Annotated in this window: 13 protein-coding genes; 4 read left to right on the top strand and 9 right to left on the bottom strand. The window is 68.1% G+C overall.

Going from position 1 to position 18,647, the window contains the following annotated elements; all coding sequences use genetic code 11:
- Positions 1 to 47 precede the first annotated feature (47 nt).
- Genes NV382_RS13695 through NV382_RS13680 form a run of 4 tightly spaced genes read right to left on the bottom strand, consistent with a single transcriptional unit; the run spans position 48 to position 4,172 of the window.
- A complete protein-coding gene (locus NV382_RS13695; RefSeq protein WP_260597285.1) occupies positions 48 to 806 on the bottom strand; it encodes a TIGR02186 family protein in 759 nt (252 codons plus the stop codon).
- The gene (locus tag NV382_RS13690) at positions 803 to 1,717 is read right to left on the bottom strand and encodes a sulfite exporter TauE/SafE family protein (RefSeq protein ID WP_260597284.1); all 915 of its coding nucleotides are present in this window, start codon (positions 1,715 to 1,717) and stop codon (positions 803 to 805) included. Before NV382_RS13690 ends, NV382_RS13695 begins: the two co-directional genes overlap by 4 nt.
- 38 nt (positions 1,718 to 1,755) lie before the next feature.
- Positions 1,756 to 2,778 carry a hypothetical protein gene (locus NV382_RS13685; RefSeq protein WP_260597283.1) on the bottom strand — a complete coding sequence of 341 codons (1,023 nt, stop codon included), beginning with the start codon at positions 2,776 to 2,778 and terminating at the stop codon, positions 1,756 to 1,758.
- Positions 2,775 to 4,172, bottom strand: a complete 1,398-nt coding sequence (locus NV382_RS13680; protein ID WP_260597282.1) for a glycosyl transferase family protein — start codon at positions 4,170 to 4,172, stop codon at positions 2,775 to 2,777. Before NV382_RS13680 ends, NV382_RS13685 begins: the two co-directional genes overlap by 4 nt.
- A gap of 145 nt (positions 4,173 to 4,317) precedes the next feature.
- On the opposite strand from NV382_RS13680, the gene NV382_RS13675 reads away from it, so the two are divergent.
- Positions 4,318 to 10,071, top strand: a complete 5,754-nt coding sequence (locus tag NV382_RS13675; protein WP_260597281.1) for an alpha-2-macroglobulin family protein — start codon at positions 4,318 to 4,320, stop codon at positions 10,069 to 10,071.
- Positions 10,072 to 10,116: 45 nt separating this feature from the next.
- Positions 10,117 to 12,318, top strand: a complete 2,202-nt coding sequence (gene pbpC, locus NV382_RS13670) for a penicillin-binding protein 1C (RefSeq protein WP_418066701.1) — start codon at positions 10,117 to 10,119, stop codon at positions 12,316 to 12,318.
- Positions 12,319 to 12,509: 191 nt separating this feature from the next.
- On the opposite strand, the gene NV382_RS13665 is transcribed toward pbpC, so the two are convergent.
- Together NV382_RS13665 and NV382_RS13660 are read right to left on the bottom strand one after the other, a co-directional pair.
- Positions 12,510 to 13,016: an RcnB family protein gene (locus tag NV382_RS13665; protein ID WP_260597280.1), complete on the bottom strand. Its 507-nt coding sequence runs from the start codon at positions 13,014 to 13,016 to the stop codon at positions 12,510 to 12,512.
- A 115-nt stretch (positions 13,017 to 13,131) separates the two neighbouring features.
- A complete protein-coding gene (locus NV382_RS13660) occupies positions 13,132 to 13,614 on the bottom strand; it encodes an outer membrane protein assembly factor BamE (RefSeq protein ID WP_260597279.1) in 483 nt (160 codons plus the stop codon).
- A 105-nt stretch (positions 13,615 to 13,719) separates the two neighbouring features.
- Here NV382_RS13660 and NV382_RS13655 point away from each other — a divergent pair, with 105 nt between their 5' ends.
- Both NV382_RS13655 and NV382_RS13650 read left to right on the top strand, forming a co-directional pair.
- Positions 13,720 to 14,226 carry a ubiquinol-cytochrome C chaperone family protein gene (locus NV382_RS13655; RefSeq protein WP_260597278.1) on the top strand — a complete coding sequence of 169 codons (507 nt, stop codon included), beginning with the start codon at positions 13,720 to 13,722 and terminating at the stop codon, positions 14,224 to 14,226.
- Entirely contained in the window at positions 14,223 to 14,747 is a 525-nt protein-coding gene (locus tag NV382_RS13650; protein WP_260597277.1) for a YceD family protein, read from the top strand. The genes NV382_RS13655 and NV382_RS13650 overlap by 4 nt, the downstream gene beginning before the upstream one ends.
- 121 nt (positions 14,748 to 14,868) lie before the next feature.
- Here NV382_RS13650 and NV382_RS13645 read toward each other — a convergent pair whose 3' ends face one another.
- The 3 genes from NV382_RS13645 to NV382_RS13635 form a co-directional block, all read right to left on the bottom strand.
- Positions 14,869 to 15,408 (bottom strand): SixA phosphatase family protein, encoded by a 540-nt coding sequence (locus NV382_RS13645; RefSeq protein WP_260597276.1) that lies wholly within the window; start codon positions 15,406 to 15,408, stop codon positions 14,869 to 14,871.
- Positions 15,409 to 15,418: 10 nt separating this feature from the next.
- Positions 15,419 to 18,130, bottom strand: a complete 2,712-nt coding sequence (locus tag NV382_RS13640; RefSeq protein WP_260600417.1) for an ATP-dependent DNA helicase — start codon at positions 18,128 to 18,130, stop codon at positions 15,419 to 15,421.
- A 63-nt stretch (positions 18,131 to 18,193) separates the two neighbouring features.
- Positions 18,194 to 18,562, bottom strand: coding sequence for a DUF4087 domain-containing protein (locus NV382_RS13635; RefSeq protein ID WP_260597275.1), 369 nt, complete (start codon positions 18,560 to 18,562; stop codon positions 18,194 to 18,196).
- Between the last annotated feature and the right edge of the window lie 85 nt (positions 18,563 to 18,647).

Genomic DNA, 18,647 nt, shown 5'->3' with positions numbered 1-18,647 from the left:
TCAGGAAACCCTTGGCGCAGAGTCGTAAAGATTGGGTTTGCCAGACTTTACAGTCGGCGCGCGACCCAGCCCGCGGTCCAGCCGAACAGCACCGACAGCGCGACCGCGACCAGGCCGTAGATTATGGCGTGATTGTCCGCGGCGCGGGCCACGAAGCGTTCGAAGCCCGATTTTCGGATGTCGATGTCACGCGTCGCGGCGGCGAGCACGCGACCGTCGCGGATCAGGAAAGTTTCGGCCGTAAACCGTCCCACCGGTACGCGCGCGGGGATCGAGACGCGGGCGCGGTATAGTACGCCGTCGGTGATCTCGACGGCGCGCGGCGCCTCGTAATACAGGCCAGCGCGACGCCGGAGATCGACCAGACCGCGCACGAAGCGATCCTGCTCCGGCGGTGGCGCACTGCTCGCAGGCGACAATTGAAGCGAATCGAGCCCGAGTTCGTAGATCGCCTGGGTGCGTTCATCGACCAATTGCGTGATCGGCTTGGACGAGGCGATGGCGTAGAAACTGGGCGCGGAGCGGTAGCTCAGGCGCGCGGCATTGACCCAGATGCCGGCGACCTGTTCCTTCTCGCGCATCAGGATCGACTGGACCGGGCCCTTGACCACGATGACCACGTCGGTCGGCTTGTCGTCGTCCGGCAGGCGTCCGCCGGGATAGAGGATCGCGCCGAACAACAGCAATTCGGCGCCGGTGAAGCTGTAGGCGATCTCGATATCGCGCTGCGACACGTCGGGCACCAGCACCGGCTTGGCCTGCGCCATGAGCAATGGGGCGAGCGTGAGCGCGAGCAATCGCCTCAAGACAATTCGACCGAATAGATCTCGTCGGGCCGCCAGCCGAGGCCGATGCCGATGCGGACCGCGACCAGCAGCACGATCACCGCCAGCGCCAGGCGGAGATATTCGGGCCGCACCTTGTTGGCGAAGCGCGCGCCCAATTGCGCGCCCACGACCGATCCCAGCAGCAACAAGGCGGCGAGGACGATGTCGACCGCCTTGGTCGTCGTGGCGTGGACCATCGTCGCCGCGGCAGTGACGAACAGCGTCTGGAACAGCGAAGTGCCGACTACGACCTGCGTGCCCATCCCGAGCAGGTAGAGCATGGCGGGCACCATGATGAACCCCCCGCCGATGCCGAGCAGGATCGTCAGGATGCCGGTGAAGAAGCCGAGCAACAGCGGTGCGAGCGGCGAGATGTACAGGCCCGAGGCGTAGAACCGGGTGCGCAACGGGAGCGCCGCGACCAGCGGATGATGCCGCCGCTTCTTCGCACGTGGCGGCCGGCCGCCACGGCTGACGCGGATCGCCTGCACCGATTCGTTGGCCATCATGCCGCCGATCGAGCCGAGCATCAGCACATAGACGATGGCGATGACGATATCGATCTGCCCGCTCGCCTGCAGCAGGCGGAAGATCCAGGCACCGGCGAGCGAGCCGAGCACGCCGCCCGCGACCAGCACGCCGCCCATCACGAAATCCACGCCGCCCCGCCTGACATGCGCGAACACGCCCGAAATGCTGGCGCCGGTCACCTGGCTTGCCGAGGAAGCGGCAGCGACGGTCGGCGGGATGCCATAGACGATCAGCAGCGGGGTGGTCAGGAACCCGCCGCCGACGCCGAACATGCCCGACAACATGCCGACCCCGCCCCCGAGCAGGACGATGACCAGCGCATTGACCGAGAGATTGGCGATGGGAAGGTAGAGATCCACGCGCCACCGGTTACCCCGTTCGGCGATCGTGCGGAAGCTTAGAAGTCCGCGCCCAGCGTAAGGACCAGGCCGGAGCCGGGCATGGCATTGCCGGCCACGCGCTGTCGCCAGTCGAGCGAGACGCGCACCGGCTGGCCCCCGAGCGGGACGCGCGCGCTGAGCGAGGGACCGATATCGACGCGCGCGGCGCCCTTTTGCGCGGCGCCCCATAGCCCGCCGCCGAGATCGATGCGTATGTCGCCGAGCGTCGCGACCGGCCGGGCGATGCGCGCCGCGCCGTCCGCAAATCCTTCGCCGCCGTCGCGACCGATGATGCCGCCCTGCGCATATGTCTCCAGCCGGAAGCCGCCCACCACCGGCAACGGCCCCGCGCCGCCGACGATGCCCAAGGTCGGGCCGCCACGTCCGCCGCCGACGGCGACGCGCTGTTCGGCGATGACGCGCACCGGCAGCCGGGTCGGCTGCCATTCCACGCCGAACGCCACTTCGCGCATGCCTTTGCCGAGCGGCGAACTGGCACGCGCAGCGAAGGCTAGGCGGCGGTTGGCGGTCAGCGCATAGCCGAGCCGCACGCCCGCCTGCGAGCCGCCAAGCTGCGGCCCGGAGAGACCGGCGGCAGTGCCGTTGCCAGGCCGCACGAACAGCCAGGCGCTGCCGAAGAAACGCGACGGTGCGTATCCAGCCTGCGCTGTTACGGCGGGCACTGGGACGGGAAGCCCCGCGATGATGCCGGTATCGGGCGGGTTGCTCGAGATCGGAGCGGTTTGGCGCAAGGGCTGTATCGCAGGCTGATGCTCTTGCTCCAAGAACGGGGCAAGAAATGCCGGCGTGCCATGCGTGGCGGGGGCCATCGGCTGGCGGTGCCACACCGCCGCTGTCGCAACGCCGGGCAGGGCCACTGGCGCGGCGCGCTCTCTTGAAGCATGGGCGTCGGCGTGAGGCACCATCGCGCTGCCGACCGCCGCCAGCGGCGGAACGCCGGGCCACAGCATCACCCCGCGCGCGGCAACCCAGCCGCCAGCGACAAGCACCAGGAAACGCAGCGGACGTCCTGGGATCATGCGAGTTCGACATCGTCCGGGAAGACATGCGCCGTCTTGTCCCAATGCAGTGCGGCACCGCGCAACATCCCGGCATAGCGAAGCAATGCGCGCTGCGTCGCCACCATCGAGATGAAGTTGCCGACCACGAGCCGGGGCACCGACCAGGCAGCCTGCCGCATGCCATAAGCGCGGCCCGTGAAGACGGCGCGTACGCCCATTCGCCACAGCAACAGCAGTGCGTTGATCGTCAGCAGCCACGCCATGGCCGGCGTCAGCGATCGCGGCTGCACCTCGCCGATCCAGTGCAGCACCGCCGAGCAAATCCACGACAACGACGCCAGATAGGCGGCGACCAGCACCAGCACGGCCAGCGGCGCGCGGCGATCCCGCATGCGCATCCAATGCTCGCGCCAATGACGCGCCCCGCCCCAGCCGACCCTATCCCAACCGGCCAGCGCGATACCGATCATCCAGCGCGTCTTCTGCCGCACCGCTGCATGCATCTCGCCGGGGAAATAGGCGCGCACTGCCACCGGCGGGCCACCGGGCGCCTCGGCGACACGGGCGAACACCCCGCGCCCGCCGAGCGTGGCGATCTGCAGCCCGAGTTCGTAATCCTCGGTCAGGCTGGCGGCATCGAACGGCGACCCGCCGCGCAACGCGGCGATCTGCGCCAGGCAATCGCGCGCGATGGCGCAACCGACTCCGGCGAGCGGCATGGCCGCGCCGAGCGCCTGACGGACCACGAGCTGCTTGCCGTGGCTCTCCGCGAACTCGTCCGCATAATGGCCCGATACGAACAGGGATTGCGGGTGGATCAGCGGATGCACGGGCAATTGCACCACCCAGTGCGTGTCGATCAACGCGTCGTAGATGCGCAATTCGCCCGCATGGACCAGATCTTCGGCATCGTGCAGCACGATCGCCTTTGCGCGTACGCCCTCTGCGTGTTCATCGCGCAACAGCGCGCGCCACACCGCATTCAGGCAATCCGCCTTGGTCGTGGGGCCGGGATCGTCGCCGATCACCAGCACGACGCGCGAGTCATGTTCGGCAATTGCGGCGATCGCATCGATCGTCGCCGGATCATTGGGGTAGGCGCCGACGTACAAACGATAATTGGGATGATCGAAGCTCGCGAGCGCGTTGCGCAGCATCGCGCCGATCACGGCGGCTTCGTCCCACGCGGCGATGAACACCGCGATACGCCCGGGCGCATCCAGCACGGGGAAATCCTCCAGTACCGGTATCGCCGCGGTGCCCGCCCACCGGCATCTCAGACGATGCCCGATATAGACCATGTCGATCGCGAAATCGTCCAGCCCGCCGATCAGGAACCCGATCGCGGCAAACAGCAGGGTTTCCCTTGCCACCGTGTCGACCACGGCGATGACGTCCCCCCAACCGCCCACCGCCAGCCCCCTTGCGATTCGCTGGACGTGGTTGTCGATCAGGCGGGCGGATCACGCAAGATGTGTGCTTCTACAAACGTCTACAAACGAGACTGGACTTGGGGCCGGCAAAGCCTCTAGCCTCTGCCGGTTGGGGGAAGATGACATGAAGCTTGCATTGCGTGTGGCGTTGCTTGCGCTGGCCATCGCGCCGGTCGCAGCTTTCGGCGACAATTCCCCCCAGGTGATCATGGCCACGCCCGGCATCGGCGGCGGCGCCATCGAACGCTTCACCGCGCGCTTCAGCCAGCCGATGGTGGCGCTGGGCGATCCGCGCGCGACCGGGCCCTTCGACGTGACCTGCGCGGTAGACGGCGAGGGCCGCTGGGTCGATCCGCAGACGTTCGTGCATGAATTCAAGGCGCCGCTGCCCGGCGGCACCGTGTGCGAGTTCAAGATCAAGCAGGGCCTGAAAAGCGCGTCGGGTTATGCCGTGACCGGACAGCAGAGCTTCAAGGTGGATTCGGGCGGGCCGGTGGCGCGCGCGGTACTCCCGGCGCAGAACGATGACGAGATCGAGGAAGACCAGGTGTTCCTCGTCGCCGCCAACCTGCCCGCGACGCGCGCCTCGATCGCCGCCAATGCCTATTGCGCCATCGATGGTGTCGGCGAGAAGATTGCCGTCGACGTGCTGCCGGCCGACCTGCCGGGCAAATTGCTCGGCGAACTCGGCACGAACGACTGGAACGTGCGCAGCTTCCTGGAAAGCGGCGGGTTGCCCGCGACGATCCCCGCCGCCGCCGCAGACCGCGCCAAGGCGCTGGCCAGCGTCACCGCGCTGAAATGCCGCCGCCCGCTGCCCGCCGGGCGCGAGATGGCGCTGGTCTGGGGCGCGAACATCGCCGGCGCCGGCGGCAAGACCGCGGGCGCGGACCAGCGCTTCGACTATACCGTACGCAAACCGTTTACCGCGCGCTTCGAATGCTCGCGCGTCAACGCGCAGGCCGGCTGCTCGCCGGTCGAGAAGGCCTATGTCCGCTTCACCGCGCCGATCGCGATGAGCGCGGCGCAGGCGATCAGCATCACCACCGCCGATGGCAAGACGATCGCGCCGCTGTTCAGCGACGACGAGAAGAAGAAGGCGACAATCAGCGACATCAGCTTCGCTGCGCCATTGCCAGATGCGACCACTGCCAAGCTGACGATCCCCGCCGGGATCAAGGACGAGAGCGGTCGGCCGCTCGCCAATGGCGAGCGCTTCCCGCTCGACGTGCGGTTCGACGAGGCGCCGCCTTTGGTGAAGTTCGCGGCCAATTTCGGCATCGTCGAGGCCAAGGAAGGCGGCGTGCTGCCGGTCACCGTACGCAATGTCGAGGAAGCGTTGCAGGGCAACAAGCTTGCGATCTACGGTCAGCGCCTGCGGGTCGATGGATCGGACGGAGACGTCGCGAAGTGGCTGCGCACGGTGGAGGAGGCGGGCGAATATGCCAGCCACGAGATCAAGCGTGGCGAGGACAGCATCACGATCAACGATACCGGCGCCAAGCCGATCCTGGGCGCAGGCGCTGCAGGCTCAGGGGGTGGCGGCAACGGCTTCAAGCTCGGCCTGCCGGGCAAGGGCAAGCAGTTCGAAGTGGTCGGGGTGCCGCTGACCAAGCCCGGATTCTATGTCGTCGAGCTGGCCAGCCCGGTGTTGGGACGGGCGCTGCTCGGGCGCAAGGCGCCGCGTTATGTCGCCTCGGCGGCGCTGGTCACCAACTTGAGTGTCCATTTCAAATGGGGCCGCGAGCGCAGCCTTGCCTGGGTAACGTCGCTGGATACCGGCAAGCCGGTCGCCAATGCCACGGTGCAGGTGACCGACAGCTGTTCTGGCCGGTTGCTCGCCAAGGGGCTGACCGATTCGTCCGGCGGGCTGTACGTGCCGCCCGGGCTGCCCGAGGTGCAGACCTATGGCAGCTGCGACGAAGGCTCGTCCGCGCCGCTGATGGTCTCCGCGCGCGCCGGGGATGATTTCAGCTTCACGCTGACCAGCTGGAGCGAGGGTATTCGGCCGTACGATTTCGACCTGCCCTATGGGTATGACGATCGCAGCGAAATCCTACACACCGTGTTCGATCGCGCGTTGGTCCGCCAGGGCGAGACGATCCACATGAAGCATATCGTGCGCAAGCCGATGGGCGAGGGCTTCGCCCGCTCGCCGGCGTTCGGCGGCACGCTGCGCCTGTCGCACCGCGGATCGGACACGCAGTTCGACATGCCGCTCAGCGTCGACGCCAACGGCATCGGCGAATCGACCTGGACCGCCCCGCCGGGTGCGCCGATGGGCGATTACGACGTGCAGGTGATCGTCGGCGAACGCACGATCTACACCTCCCAATCGTTCAAGGTGGACGAGTATAGATTGCCGACGATGCGCGCGAGCGTCACCGGCCCCAAGGAAGCGGCGGTGCGACCGAAGTCGCTGCCGCTCGATCTATTCGTCGGCTATCTCTCGGGCGGCGGCGCCTCCAACCTCGCGGTCGATCTGCGCGTCGGCTATTTCGGGCGGACCAGCACGCCCGATGGCTATGAGGCCTATACGTTCGGCGGCGATACCGTGGCTGAGGGCGTCAAGCCGCTGAACGGCGATGGCGAGGAAGATACGGTGCCCTTGCCGCCGACGCAGACCTTGCCCGCTACGCTCGGCGGCGACGGCACGACGCGCACGACGATCGACGTGCCGCAGGGCATCGACAGCAACGCCGACATGCTGATCGAGATGGATTACCAGGACGCCAATGGCGAAGTGCTGACCGCGTCACGGCGGGTCCCGATCTTCACTTCTTCCGTGCAATTGGGCGTGAAGACCGATGGCTGGCTGATGAAGCAAGACGATCTGCGGCTGCGCTTCGTGGCGCTGGATACGGACGGCAAGCCCAAGGCCAACCAGAAGATCTCGGTCGCGCTGTACAGCCGCCAGGTGCTGACCGCGCGGCGGCGGCTGATCGGCGGCTTCTACGCCTACGACAATCAGATGCGCACGACCAAGCTGTCGGGCAGTTGCACGGCGACGACCGACGCGCAGGGGCTGGCGCAATGCGCGGTCGATCCCGGCGTGTCGGGCGAAGTGTACGCCGTCGCCACCACCGAGGACGCGAACGGCAACGTCGCGCGGGCGACACGCAGCGTCTGGCTGGCGGGCGACGACGATTGGTGGTTCGGCGGCGACAATGGCGATCGCATGGACATCGTGCCTGAAAAGACCAGCTACAAGGCGGGCGAAACCGCGCGCTTCCAGGTGCGCATGCCGTTCCGCGATGCGACGGCCTTGGTCACGGTCGAGCGCGAAGGTGTGCTGTCCAGTTTCGTTACCGAATTGTCGGGCACCGACCCCGTGGTCGAAGTGAAGATGCCGGGCAGCTATGCGCCCGACGTGTTCGTCTCGGTAATGGCGGTGCGCGGGCGCGTGCAAAGCGGGTTCTGGAGCTGGATGACCAGCCTGGGCCAGAAGCTCGGGCTGACCAGCGGGCCGCCGGTGAGCGAACCGACTGCGCTCGTCGATCTCTCCAAGCCTGCGTACCGACTGGGCATCGCCAAGGTGAAGGTCGGCTGGGAAGCGCACCAGCTGCAGGTTGCGGTCAAGGCCGACAAGCAGCGCTACGCCGCGCGCGATACTGCGCAGGTCGATATCCAGGTGAAGGGCCCGGACGGCAAGCCGGCGGCCAGCGCCGACGTCGCGTTCGCCGCGGTCGACGAGGCACTGTTGCAGCTTGCGCCGAACGAATCGTGGGACGTGCTGACGGCGATGATGGGCGAACGCTCGCTCTCCGTCCTGACCTCGACCGCGCAGATGCAGGTCGTTGGCAAGCGGCATTACGGGCGCAAGGCGGTCGAGGCGGGCGGCGGCGGCGGTGGCGATCTCTCCGGGCTCAACCGCGAGAATTTCCAGCCGGTATTGCTGTGGAAGGGCCGCGTCGCGCTCGATGCGCAAGGCCGCGCCCGCGTGCCGGTCGTTCTGTCCGACGCCTTGTCGTCGTTCAAGCTGGTGGCGATCGCCACCGATGGCGCACAACTGTTCGGCACCGGCATGGCCAGCGTGCGCACCGCGCAGGATCTGTCGATCTTTGCCGGCATGCCGACCCTGGTGCGCTCGGGCGATTATTATGCCGCGGGTTTCACGCTGAGGAACGGCTCGGACAAGCCGATGAAGGTCACCGCCAGCGTCGATCTGTTCCCGCGCATCGCGCAGGGCAAACCGCTGACCGTGACGATCCCGGCCGGCGGCGCGGCGCCGGTGGCGTGGAACCTGACCGCGCCGGGCAATGTCGCTGCCTTGCGGTGGCAGGTGAAGGCTGTTGCCGACAATGGCCGCGCCTCCGACCAGATCACGGTAAGCCAGGACGTGATCCCGGCGATCCCGGTCGAGATGTGGGCGGCGACGCTGACGCAAGTCGGGCCGAACAGCACGATCCCGATCGCGCGTCCGGCCGGCGCCCTGCCCGGTTGGGGGACGGTCGATATCCGGCTCGACGATACGCTCGCGCCGCCGCTCGCCGGGGTCCGTGCCTATATGGCGGCCTATCCTTACACCTGCTTCGAACAGCGGCTGTCGACCGCCGTGGCACTCGGCGATGGCGGCGCGTGGACGCGGCTGGCGGGGGAAATGCCGACCTATCAGGCGCCGGACGGGCTGCTGCGCTACTGGCCATCGGATAGCCTGACCGGATCGGAAGCGCTCACCGCGTACGTCCTGTCGCTGACTGCCGATGCCGGGCTGCCGATCCCCGAGGGGCCACGTGGGCGCATGATCGAGGCGATGAAGGCGGTGATCGACGGGCGGTTGCGGCGCGAGGAATATGGCGATGTCCGGCTGCAGCGGGTCGCGGCCCTGGCGGCACTGGCGCGGCAGGGCGCGGCGACACCCGCCATGCTCGGGCAGATCGGCATCGCGCCAAACGAGATGCCGACCGCGACGCTCGCCGACTATATCGTCGCGCTGGATCGCATCGCCGGCCTGGCCAACGCGCAGGCGTTGAAGACCAATGCCGAGAACACGCTGCGCACGCGCCTAGTCTATGAAGGCACGCGGCTCGATCTGTCGGACCAGAACAATGCGAGCTGGTGGCTGATGTCGTCGGGCGACGAGGCGGCGATCAAGTCGGTGATCGCCACCTTGGGCCGGCCTGGGTGGCAGGACGATGCGCCGAAGATGATGGTCGGCGTCAGTCTGCGCCAGCAGCGCGGGCATTGGGACACGACGACCGCCAATGCCTGGGGCACGATCGCCGCGCGCAAGTTCGCCGGGCTCTATCCGGCGAGCGCGATCCAGGGGCCGACGACCTTGTCGCTGGGCGCGCGGACGATCGTGAAGTCCTGGCCGCTGGCGGCGGACCAGCGCCAGGCGCGCTTCCCGTTGCCCGCGAGCCCGACACCGCTCAGGCTGTCGCAGGCGAGCGGGCTCGGGCCGTGGGCGATGATCGCGGTCTCCGCCGCGGTGCCGCTACAGCAGCCGCTGTTCGCCGGCTATCGCATGACCAAGAAGGTCGATGTCGTGCAGGCGCGCAATCCCGGCACGCTGACGCGCGGCGACGTGCTCAAGGTGACGATCACGGTCGAGGCCTCGGCCGAGCGCAACTGGGTGGTGGTGAACGATCCGATCCCCGCGGGGGCGACGATCGTGGGCGATCTCGGCGGGCAATCGTCGATGCTCGGGCAGGTGACCGGCACTGATGGCGTGCAGCCGAGCTATGTCGAGCGGCATCGCGAGGCGTGGCGCGGCTATTTCGCCTGGGTGCCGCGCGGGTCGTTTACCGTGGCATATACGATGCGGTTGAACGGCGCGGGACGGTTCAGCCTGCCGCCGACGCGGGTCGAGGCGATGTACTCGCCGGCGATCCGCGCGCAGGTGCCGAATGCGCCGGTGACGGTGGCGCAGCGGTGACGTGTGGGTGAGGGGGGACTGCGGGGTGGTCGTCGCCTGAAAGCGATGATCACCTCCTTGTTCTCCCGCGAAAGCCGGAGCCAAGGGTTTCAGGAGACAACGCTTGTGACCCTGGGCCCCCGCTTTCGCGGGGGAACACGTAAGGGGACCATCGCTCTCGCCGCGTTCGTGGTGGCGATCCTTGCCTTCGCCGGCATCGATTACGCCACTCTCCCCCCACCGCTCCCGAGCTACGCGCAGACGCGCGCTGCGTGGCACCCTTCCGAATCCTGGCTCTACGATCGCCACGGCCATCTGATCGATTCCGCGCGCGTCGATTTTGCCGCGCGCCGGCTTGCCTGGACGCCGCTCGACGCCGTCTCCCCTGTCACGCGCGAGACGATCGTCGCGGCCGAGGATCGGCGCTTTTACGGTCACGGCGGAGTCGACACGCTCGCCATGCTCGGCGCGTTGCGTGATCGGGTTCGCGGCAAGCGCCATCGCGGGGCCAGCACGCTCTCGATGCAGTTGGCCGGCTTCCTCGCCCCCGATCTTGCCGCGCCGGGGGCGCGGGGCTGGTGGGACAAAATCCGCCAGATGCGCGCCGGCTGGGCGGTGGAGCGTGGCTGGGACAAGGACCAGATCCTTGAGGCCTATCTCAACCTCGCCGGCTTTCGCGGCGAGGCGCAGGGGATCGGTGCGGCGGCGCTCGGGCTGTTCGGCAAGACGCCGGACACGCTCTCGCGCGACGATGCGGTATTGCTGGCGGCATTGCTGCCCGAGCCGCAGGCAAGCCCCGCCACCGTCGCGCGTCGTGCCTGCGCCTTGTCGCGCGGCACGGATTGCGCGCGCTTCCCCGGCGAAGCGGCATCGATGCTCGGGCCGGCACGGAGTCTCGCGCTCGACCCAGGGCTTGCGCCGCATCTCGGTCAGCGGCTGCTTACCAAAGCGGGGCTGCGGATTACCACCACGCTCGACGCACGCGTGCAGCAGGCGGCGATCGTCGCATTGAAGCGGCAGTTGCAGGGGCTGGGCGGCAGCCGTGCGCGCGATGGCGCGGTGGTGGTGGTCGATAACGCCAGCGGCGACGTGCTCGCTTATGTCGGCGGAATCGGCGGCAACTCGACGGCGGCGGCGGTGGATGGCGCGAACTCCCATCGTCAGGCCGGATCGACGCTGAAGCCCTTCCTGTACGCGCAGGCGATCGAGCGCGGCTATCTTACGCCCGCCTCGATCCTCGACGATTCGCCGGTGCAGCTCGACACGGCCTCCGGCCTGTATGTGCCGCAGAATTACGACCACGCGTTCAAGGGCCCGGTCTCGGCACGGAGCGCGCTGGCGGGCTCACTCAACGTGCCCGCGGTGCGCACATTGTTGCTGGTCGGGGTCGATCCGTTCCGCGATCGGCTGTGGGACAGCGGCTATCGCGGGCTGACCGAGGATGGGCAATATTACGGCTTCAGCCTGGCCCTCGGATCGGCCGAAGTGACGTTGCTCGAACAGGCGGATGCGTATCGCGCGCTCGCCAATGGCGGCCGGTGGACGCCGCTGCGGCTCACCGCCAATGCGCCCCGCCCAGCGGCGCGGCGCATCACCAGCGCACAGGCCGCGTGGCTGGTGTCGGATATGATCGCCGATCCCAACGCGCGTGCCGCCAGCTTCGGGATGGACAGCGCGTTGCGCCTGCCCTTCTGGGCGGCGGTCAAGACCGGCACGTCCAAGGCGATGCGCGACAATTGGTGCATCGGCTATTCGGATCGCTACACCGTCGCGGTGTGGGTCGGTAATCTCGAGGGCGATCCGATGCGCGCCGTCTCCGGGACCAGCGGCGCGGCGCCGGTGTGGCGCGACCTGATGTTGGCGTTGCATGCCGGGCAAGCGGGACAGGCGCCCAAGCGGCCAAGCGGGATCGAGCAGCGACTGGTCAGCTTCGGCGGGGGCATCGAACGAGCGCGACCGGAATATTTCCTCGCCGGCACCGGTCAGAGTCAGATCGCGGCGGCTCCCGCGGCATCGCGCCGGCCGCGGATCGTGAATCCCGTGTCCGGCAGCGTTTATGCGCTTGATCCGGACATTCCGATCGACCGCCAGCGACTGGCGGTCGGGGTTTCGGGAGAGGTGACAGCGCACCGGCTGATGCTCGACCGCAAGGAATTGGGCGCCGCCGACAGCCACCCGCTGGTGCTGGCCGGGCCGGGCAAGCATCAGTTGCGGCTGATCGATCTTGCCGGGCAGGTGATCGACCAGGTCGTGTTCACGATTCGCTAGCGCCTCGTGGCGCCTGCAAGGGCGGAATCTCTGCGCAACTACTCGTCACCGCGGACTTGTTCCGGGGTCCACCGTGCCGCGCGACCGTAAGCCGTTGATTTTGCGGAGCAGTGGACCCCCGGAACAAGTCCGGGGTGACGGAGCGAGGCATAGCGGGGCCCGGGCCGCCTACGCCACCCGGGCCTCCCGCGTTACCAGTAGAAGTTGCGGATCACGTCGACCACGATCCCGCGCCGCGTATCGACCAGCAGCACGTCGTTGTAATGTCTCACCCAGCGCTGGTTGAAGCCAGGGTTGCGCAGGCGGTACCGGCCCGGATCGGTGATGTAGTAGCGCGAGCCGTAATAGCTCGGCGCTATGCGGATGCCGCTGCGGAATTGCGTGTAGCGGAACGGTGCGTTCCAATTGCCGCGGGCGTAAAGCGCGCGGTTGCCGTTGCGGTAGCCGCGCCAATCGTCCCGACCCCAGTTACGATCGCGATCGCGCCGATCCTCGCGCAATTCCTGCCGCGCGTCGCGCACGTCCTCACGCTGGTTGCGGATCTCGCGGCGATCGCCGCTGCGATATGCGCGGTTCAGCTCGCGCTGCTCCTGCCGCAAGTCCTGCTGATCGCGGCGGACTTCGCGCTGCGACTGCGCACTGGCGGCAGCGGGAAGTGCAACTGCCGCCATCAAGGCGGTGATGATCATCTTACGCATCGATTCTCTCCGATCTTCATGTGACGGCGGCGGGTCAGCCGCCGTCATGCGCCTGTGTGGCAGAGCGCCGCTGAATGCTTCGGGAACGATGCTGTCAGCAAATTGTAAGGCGGGATCAGGGCTCCGCCCGATCGCCGCCCTGGCCACTCTGCCCGCCGATCGCACCGACCGTGCCGATATTGCCGAACAGATCCTCGAAGAAGCCACGCGTGCGCCCGAGCGTCGGCGTGGTCTTGCGGGAGGGACTGATCGACGCGACCTGCTCGACGCCGCCCTTGCCGATCGCGGTGACGGTGCCGGCGGCGTTGAAGCTGATCCGCAGCGTGGTCTGCGCCTTCACCTTGGGATTGTTGTACGCAAAGTTGCGCGTGTCGCGGGCGATATAATACCAGTCGCCCTGGTTGAACTGGCTGGTGAAGCTCGGCTTGCCGAGCACCTGCAGCACGGAGGCGCGGTTATCGACGCCCGGCTGGACCGAATTCACCAGATCGGCATCGATGATATAGCCCTGGTGCGATTTGAGCGGGGTGCAGGCGCCGGCGACGCAGGCGAGCGCCAAGGCCACGCTGGTAACCGTGCGGTTGATAATCACGCTCATCACATTCTCCCAAGGGGCCGACCAGGCAAGGTACGCATTGCGCCGATCGACGATCGCCTCAATATGCCGGAGAAGGCGGCCAAACAAGGGCCGCATGGAGCGTACATGGGTTGGTTGGCGAGACTGTTGGGCCAGAAGAGCGAAGAAGCGCTGCCGCTATACACCGCGGTGGTGGCGCGCGCGCGCGCGCCGCATTGGTATCTGGAGGGTGCGGTGCCCGATACGGTCGATGGGCGATTCGACATGATCGCAGCGATCCTGGGGCTCGTCGTGCTGCGGCTGGAGCAGGAAGAAGCGGGGGCAGCGACCAATGCGGTGCTGACCGAACGCTTCGTCGATGACATGGACGGGCAATTGCGCGAGCTTGGCGTCGGCGACGTCGTCGTCGGCAAGCATATCGGCAAGATGATGGGGATGCTGGGCGGTCGATTGGGCGCCTATCGCACCGGCCTGGCCGGCGGCGGGATCGATACCGCGCTGGTGCGCAACCTGTACCGCGGGGAAGCGCCCGCGCCGGCTGCACTGGCCCATGTCCGCGATGGCCTGCTGGCATTTCGGGATCGGCTTGGGGCGACACCGCTGGCAACGCTGCGCGCGGGTGACCTGCCATGAGCAATCCGGAATTCTCGCGTGTCGAACGCATCGACATGCTCGGCGCTGGGGAGCGCAGCGTGACGATTGCCGCCAACGAGACCGAGCGCCACGCCTTGGCGGCGCGGTTCGGGCTGGTGGCGGTCGATCGGCTGGAAGCGACCTTCCACGTGCGCACCGAGACCGCCGGGATCGTCGCGCGCGGGATCGTCTCGGCGTCGGTGGTGCAGAGCTGTTCGGTGACCGACGAGCCGCTGAAGGCCGAGGTGCGCGAAGAGGTCGCGCTGCGCTTCATCGAGGAAGCCGCGGTCGACGAGGAGGAAATCGAACTGGCCGAGGACGCGCTCGACACGATGTTCTATTCGGGCGGAACGATCGACCTGGGCGAGGCAGCGGCGGAAACCGTGGCGCTGGCACTCGATCCGTTCCCGCGCGGGCCCAATGCCGCAGCGGCGCTGAAGGCGGCCGGCGTGATCAGCGAGGACGAGGTGAAGCCCGCAGGCGCGCTGGCGGGGCTGCGGGATTTGTTGGGCAAGGGCTGAACTGTTCCCCGGCGGAGGCCGGGGTCCAGTCGTCGGACGGCAGGTGGCTGGTGCTGCGCTTCGTTACCTCTGCCCCTTGCTGGGCCCCGGCCTTCGCCGGGGAGCAGTCCGGGCGGGATTTTCAGTCCTCGTCCGGCCCCAGCGCCGGATCGAGGTCGCGCGGACGGATGAAGCGCGTCAGCGTTGCGGCGTTTGCCGCGACTTGTGCCCAGCTGCCCTCAATTGTCATCTCGGCCGTGCTGGCGGTGGGGAATTTCTTCTCTACCGTATCGCGCAGGTCGTCGGTCTCGCCGCCCGGAACGAGCAGCAGCACGAGATCCTCCAGCCCCGGATTGTGCCCGACCAGCAACACGCCCGCGGCGCTATCGGGCAGATCGTGGATCACATCGAGCAATGTGACGGCGGAGGCGAGATAGATGCGGCGGTCCTCGACCGGCGCCAATTGCGTGCCATAGCCGGATTCGAGGTGGGCGATCGTCTCCTGCACGCGCTTGGCCGGGGACGCGACGACATGGTCGAAGTGCAGCCCGAGGCTGCGCCAATGCCGGCCGACGGTCGCAGCGGCGCGCATGCCCTTGCCGTTGAGCGGGCGATCGACGTCGCGCGCGACCTTGTCGTCCCAGCCCGATTTGGCGTGGCGGAGCAAAGTCAACGTCTTCATGGGCTCTCCGTCAGGCGTCCAGGCGGGTCTCTTGCACCAGCCGCGTGACGGAAGGAAGACGCGATGCGCGCCATACCGCCTCGTCCAGCGTCACGCGCTCGACGCGCACGCCCGGCGGAAAGGCGGTCAGCAGCCGCGACGGCATGGCCGAGGAGAGCAAGACGAACATGCCGCGGTCATCCGCGCGCCTGATGAGACGGCCGAATGCCTGTGCCAGCCGCGCACGCACGATGCGGTCGTCATAGGCGCTGCCACCACTCGCCAGTCGCCGCGCGGCATGCAGTACCGTGGGTTTGGGCCAGGGCACGCCTTCCATCACCACCATACGCAGCGAATCGCCCGGCACATCGACGCCGTCGCGCAGCGCATCGGTACCGAGCAAAGAGGCACTCGCATCGTCGCGGAAGATATCGATCAGCGTGCCCGTGTCGATCGGATCGACATGCTGCGCGTAGAGCGGCAGGCCATCGCGCGCCATGCGGTCGGCGATGCGCGCATGCACGCCGCGCAGCCGCCGGATCGCGGTGAACAGGCCGAGCATGCCGCCATGGCTCGCGCACCCCAGTCTCGCATAAGCGTTGGCCAGCGCGCCCATGTCGCCGCGCTTGACGTCGGTGACGATCAGCACCTCGGCCTGTGTGGCATAATCGAACGGGCTCGGCGCCTCGAAGCGGCTGGCGCCGCGCAGCAAGTGCGACGCACCGGTGCGCGCCTCCGCCACTTGCCAACCCTCGTCCGGGTCGGCCCCGCCGCCGCGCAAGGTCGCCGAGGTGACGAGCGCCCCATGCGCCGGCTTGAGCACGGTCTCGGCGAAAGGCTTGGACGGATCGAGCCAATGACGGTGCAATCCGATATCATATTCGCGCCCCTCGGCCCGGTCGACCGCGAGCCAATCGACAAAGTCGGGCGACGCCGGCCCGCCGACGCGCGCGAGCAGCGACAGCCATGCAGCGACCGTCTCGGCGCGCCAGCCGATCGAGGCAATCGCGCCTTCGATGCGGGCGCGGGCGGGGCCATCCATCCAGTCGGGCGCTTCGGCCAGCACTGCTTCCAGGCGGCGGCCAAGCGCAACGAGCGGGCGGACCAGCGCGTCGAGCGCGTGCGCCGCTGGGCCGGCGGCTTCGACCAGGGCGGCATCGGGCTCGGCGAGTTCGGTCTCCAAGCCATAGCCGGCATCGCCATTCGCCTCGGCCCGGGCATAAGCCAGCCCGCGCACCGCGGCGAGCAACGTCTCGATCGGTCCGAACGGTGCGCCCTCGCCGACACGCTGCAGCCAACCGTCGCTGGCCAGCGCGCCTGCCGCCAGCACCGCCTCCGAGATCGCCCGCGCGCCACCCTCGTCATAGCTCGCCACGTCGGAGAGGCGCGCCTGCAGGCCACGCCGCCGCCCCCGCCCGCCCGACTCGGGCCCGAGGATCCAGCGCCGGATCTCGATCGTCTCCTGGCCGGTCAGCGCGGTGGAGAACATGGAATCGGCCGCGTCGAACAGGTGATGGCCCTCGTCGAACACGTAGCGGGTCGGCCGCGTGGTCAGCTCGCGGCCGCGCGCGGCATTGACCATCACCAGGGCATGGTTGGCGATGACGATATCCGCCTCGCTGCTCGCGCGCGCCGCGCGCTCGATGAAGCATTTGCGGTAATGCGGGCAGCCGGCATAGACGCATTCGCCCCGCCGATCGGTCAGCGCGGTAGAACCGTTGCGCCGGAACAGGGTGGGCAGCCAGCCCGGCAGATCGCCACCGACCATGTCGCCGTCCGCGCTGTACGCCGCCCAGCGCGCCACCAATTGCGCGAGGATCGCCGCGCGACCGGCAAAGCCGCCCTGCAGCGCATCCTCCAGATTGAGCAGGCACAGGTAATTTTCGCGGCCTTTGCGCGTCACCACCTTCTGCTTGCGGATCGCCGCATCGGGGAACACGCGCGCGCTTTCCTGCCCCAATTGCCGCTGCAACGCCTTGGTGAAGGTCGACACCCACACCGCGCCACCGGCCTTTTCCGCCCACAGCGACGCCGGGGCGAGATAGCCCAGGGTCTTGCCGATCCCGGTGCCCGCCTCGGCCAACACCATATTAGGCGATTCGCGCACCATGCGTGGGGAAAACGCGTCCATTGCCGCCTGAGCGAAGGCGCGCTGGCCAGGACGCTGTTCCGCGGTGCTGCCGGTCAAGAGCGCGAGCCGGTCCTGCGTTTCGGCACCATCCAGCGTGATCGTGCGCGGCGCCGGGCGCGGCGCGCCTTCCGACCATTCGGGCAGCTTCGAAAATAGCCAGCGCTCGGCCTCGGCCGGCTTGGTCAGATGGTCACCGACCAATGGCGCCCAGGGCCAGCGCATGCGGAACAAGGATTGCGCCGAGGTCCAGGCGCCTTCCTTTTCCGGCCAGTCCCCCTTGGGCAGATCGAGCAGCGCCTGCGCGGCGGCGAGCAGAAAGGCGGCGACATCCTCGTCGCGCGCCGGCGCATCGAGCCCGGTAACGCGCGCCAGCCCGCGCGGCGTCGGCACCATGAACCGCGCCGGGCACATGAAGGCGAACAGTTCCAGCACGTCGAGCCCCGACAGATCGCCATAGCCCAGCCGCTGCCCGACCAGTGGTGCATTGAGCACGATCACCGGCGTATCGGCAGCGATGCGGATCGCCTCGCCCCGGCCGATCGGTCGCGTGCCATCCTCGCTCGCGATCCAGATGCCGCTATGGCTGGCGTGGAGGGCAGGATAGCGAAGCATGGGCACGAGATACGCTATCGGAACAGAATGGCAACCTGGTCCAGGGTGGCTGCGGCCCTGTCTTCAGCGTTTCGGCAGCGTGCGATCGTTGCGGCACTGGCGCAGTGACCTGGGCTGGCCCGAGACCAGATCGATCACCCGCCGGCTCTTGGCGTCCGTCCGCGCGGTGATGCAGGCGCAGCTATAGCCATGAGGCCCATTGGTCGCGACGCCTCCTTTGCTCGACATGTCCGGCAGCCGATCGAAGCCGGGTGCTTCGTACCCGCCCTGCTGCGCGATCGTCCACCGACCGTCCCGATCGACGAGCTCGAAATTACCCGGCGTGACGTTGTCGAGCCAGCCGCAGCGCCGTTCGGCGGCAGCACGCGCCGGGGCCGGGCCAGTCAGCAGCGTCATGGTCATCGCAGCGCACCACCACAGCTTCACTGCCATCCGCCTGCTCCCCGTCGCCAATCGATTGATGCTATCGAACCAGCAACGTGCCGTCACCAGCAATGCAGGCGCTCAATGGCGATCT

The organism is Sphingomonas endolithica (genome assembly GCF_025231525.1).
Classification (GTDB): domain Bacteria; phylum Pseudomonadota; class Alphaproteobacteria; order Sphingomonadales; family Sphingomonadaceae; genus Sphingomonas; species Sphingomonas endolithica.
Note: the sequence above shows the minus strand (reverse complement) of the source record. Positions and strands in the feature narration are given on the sequence as shown.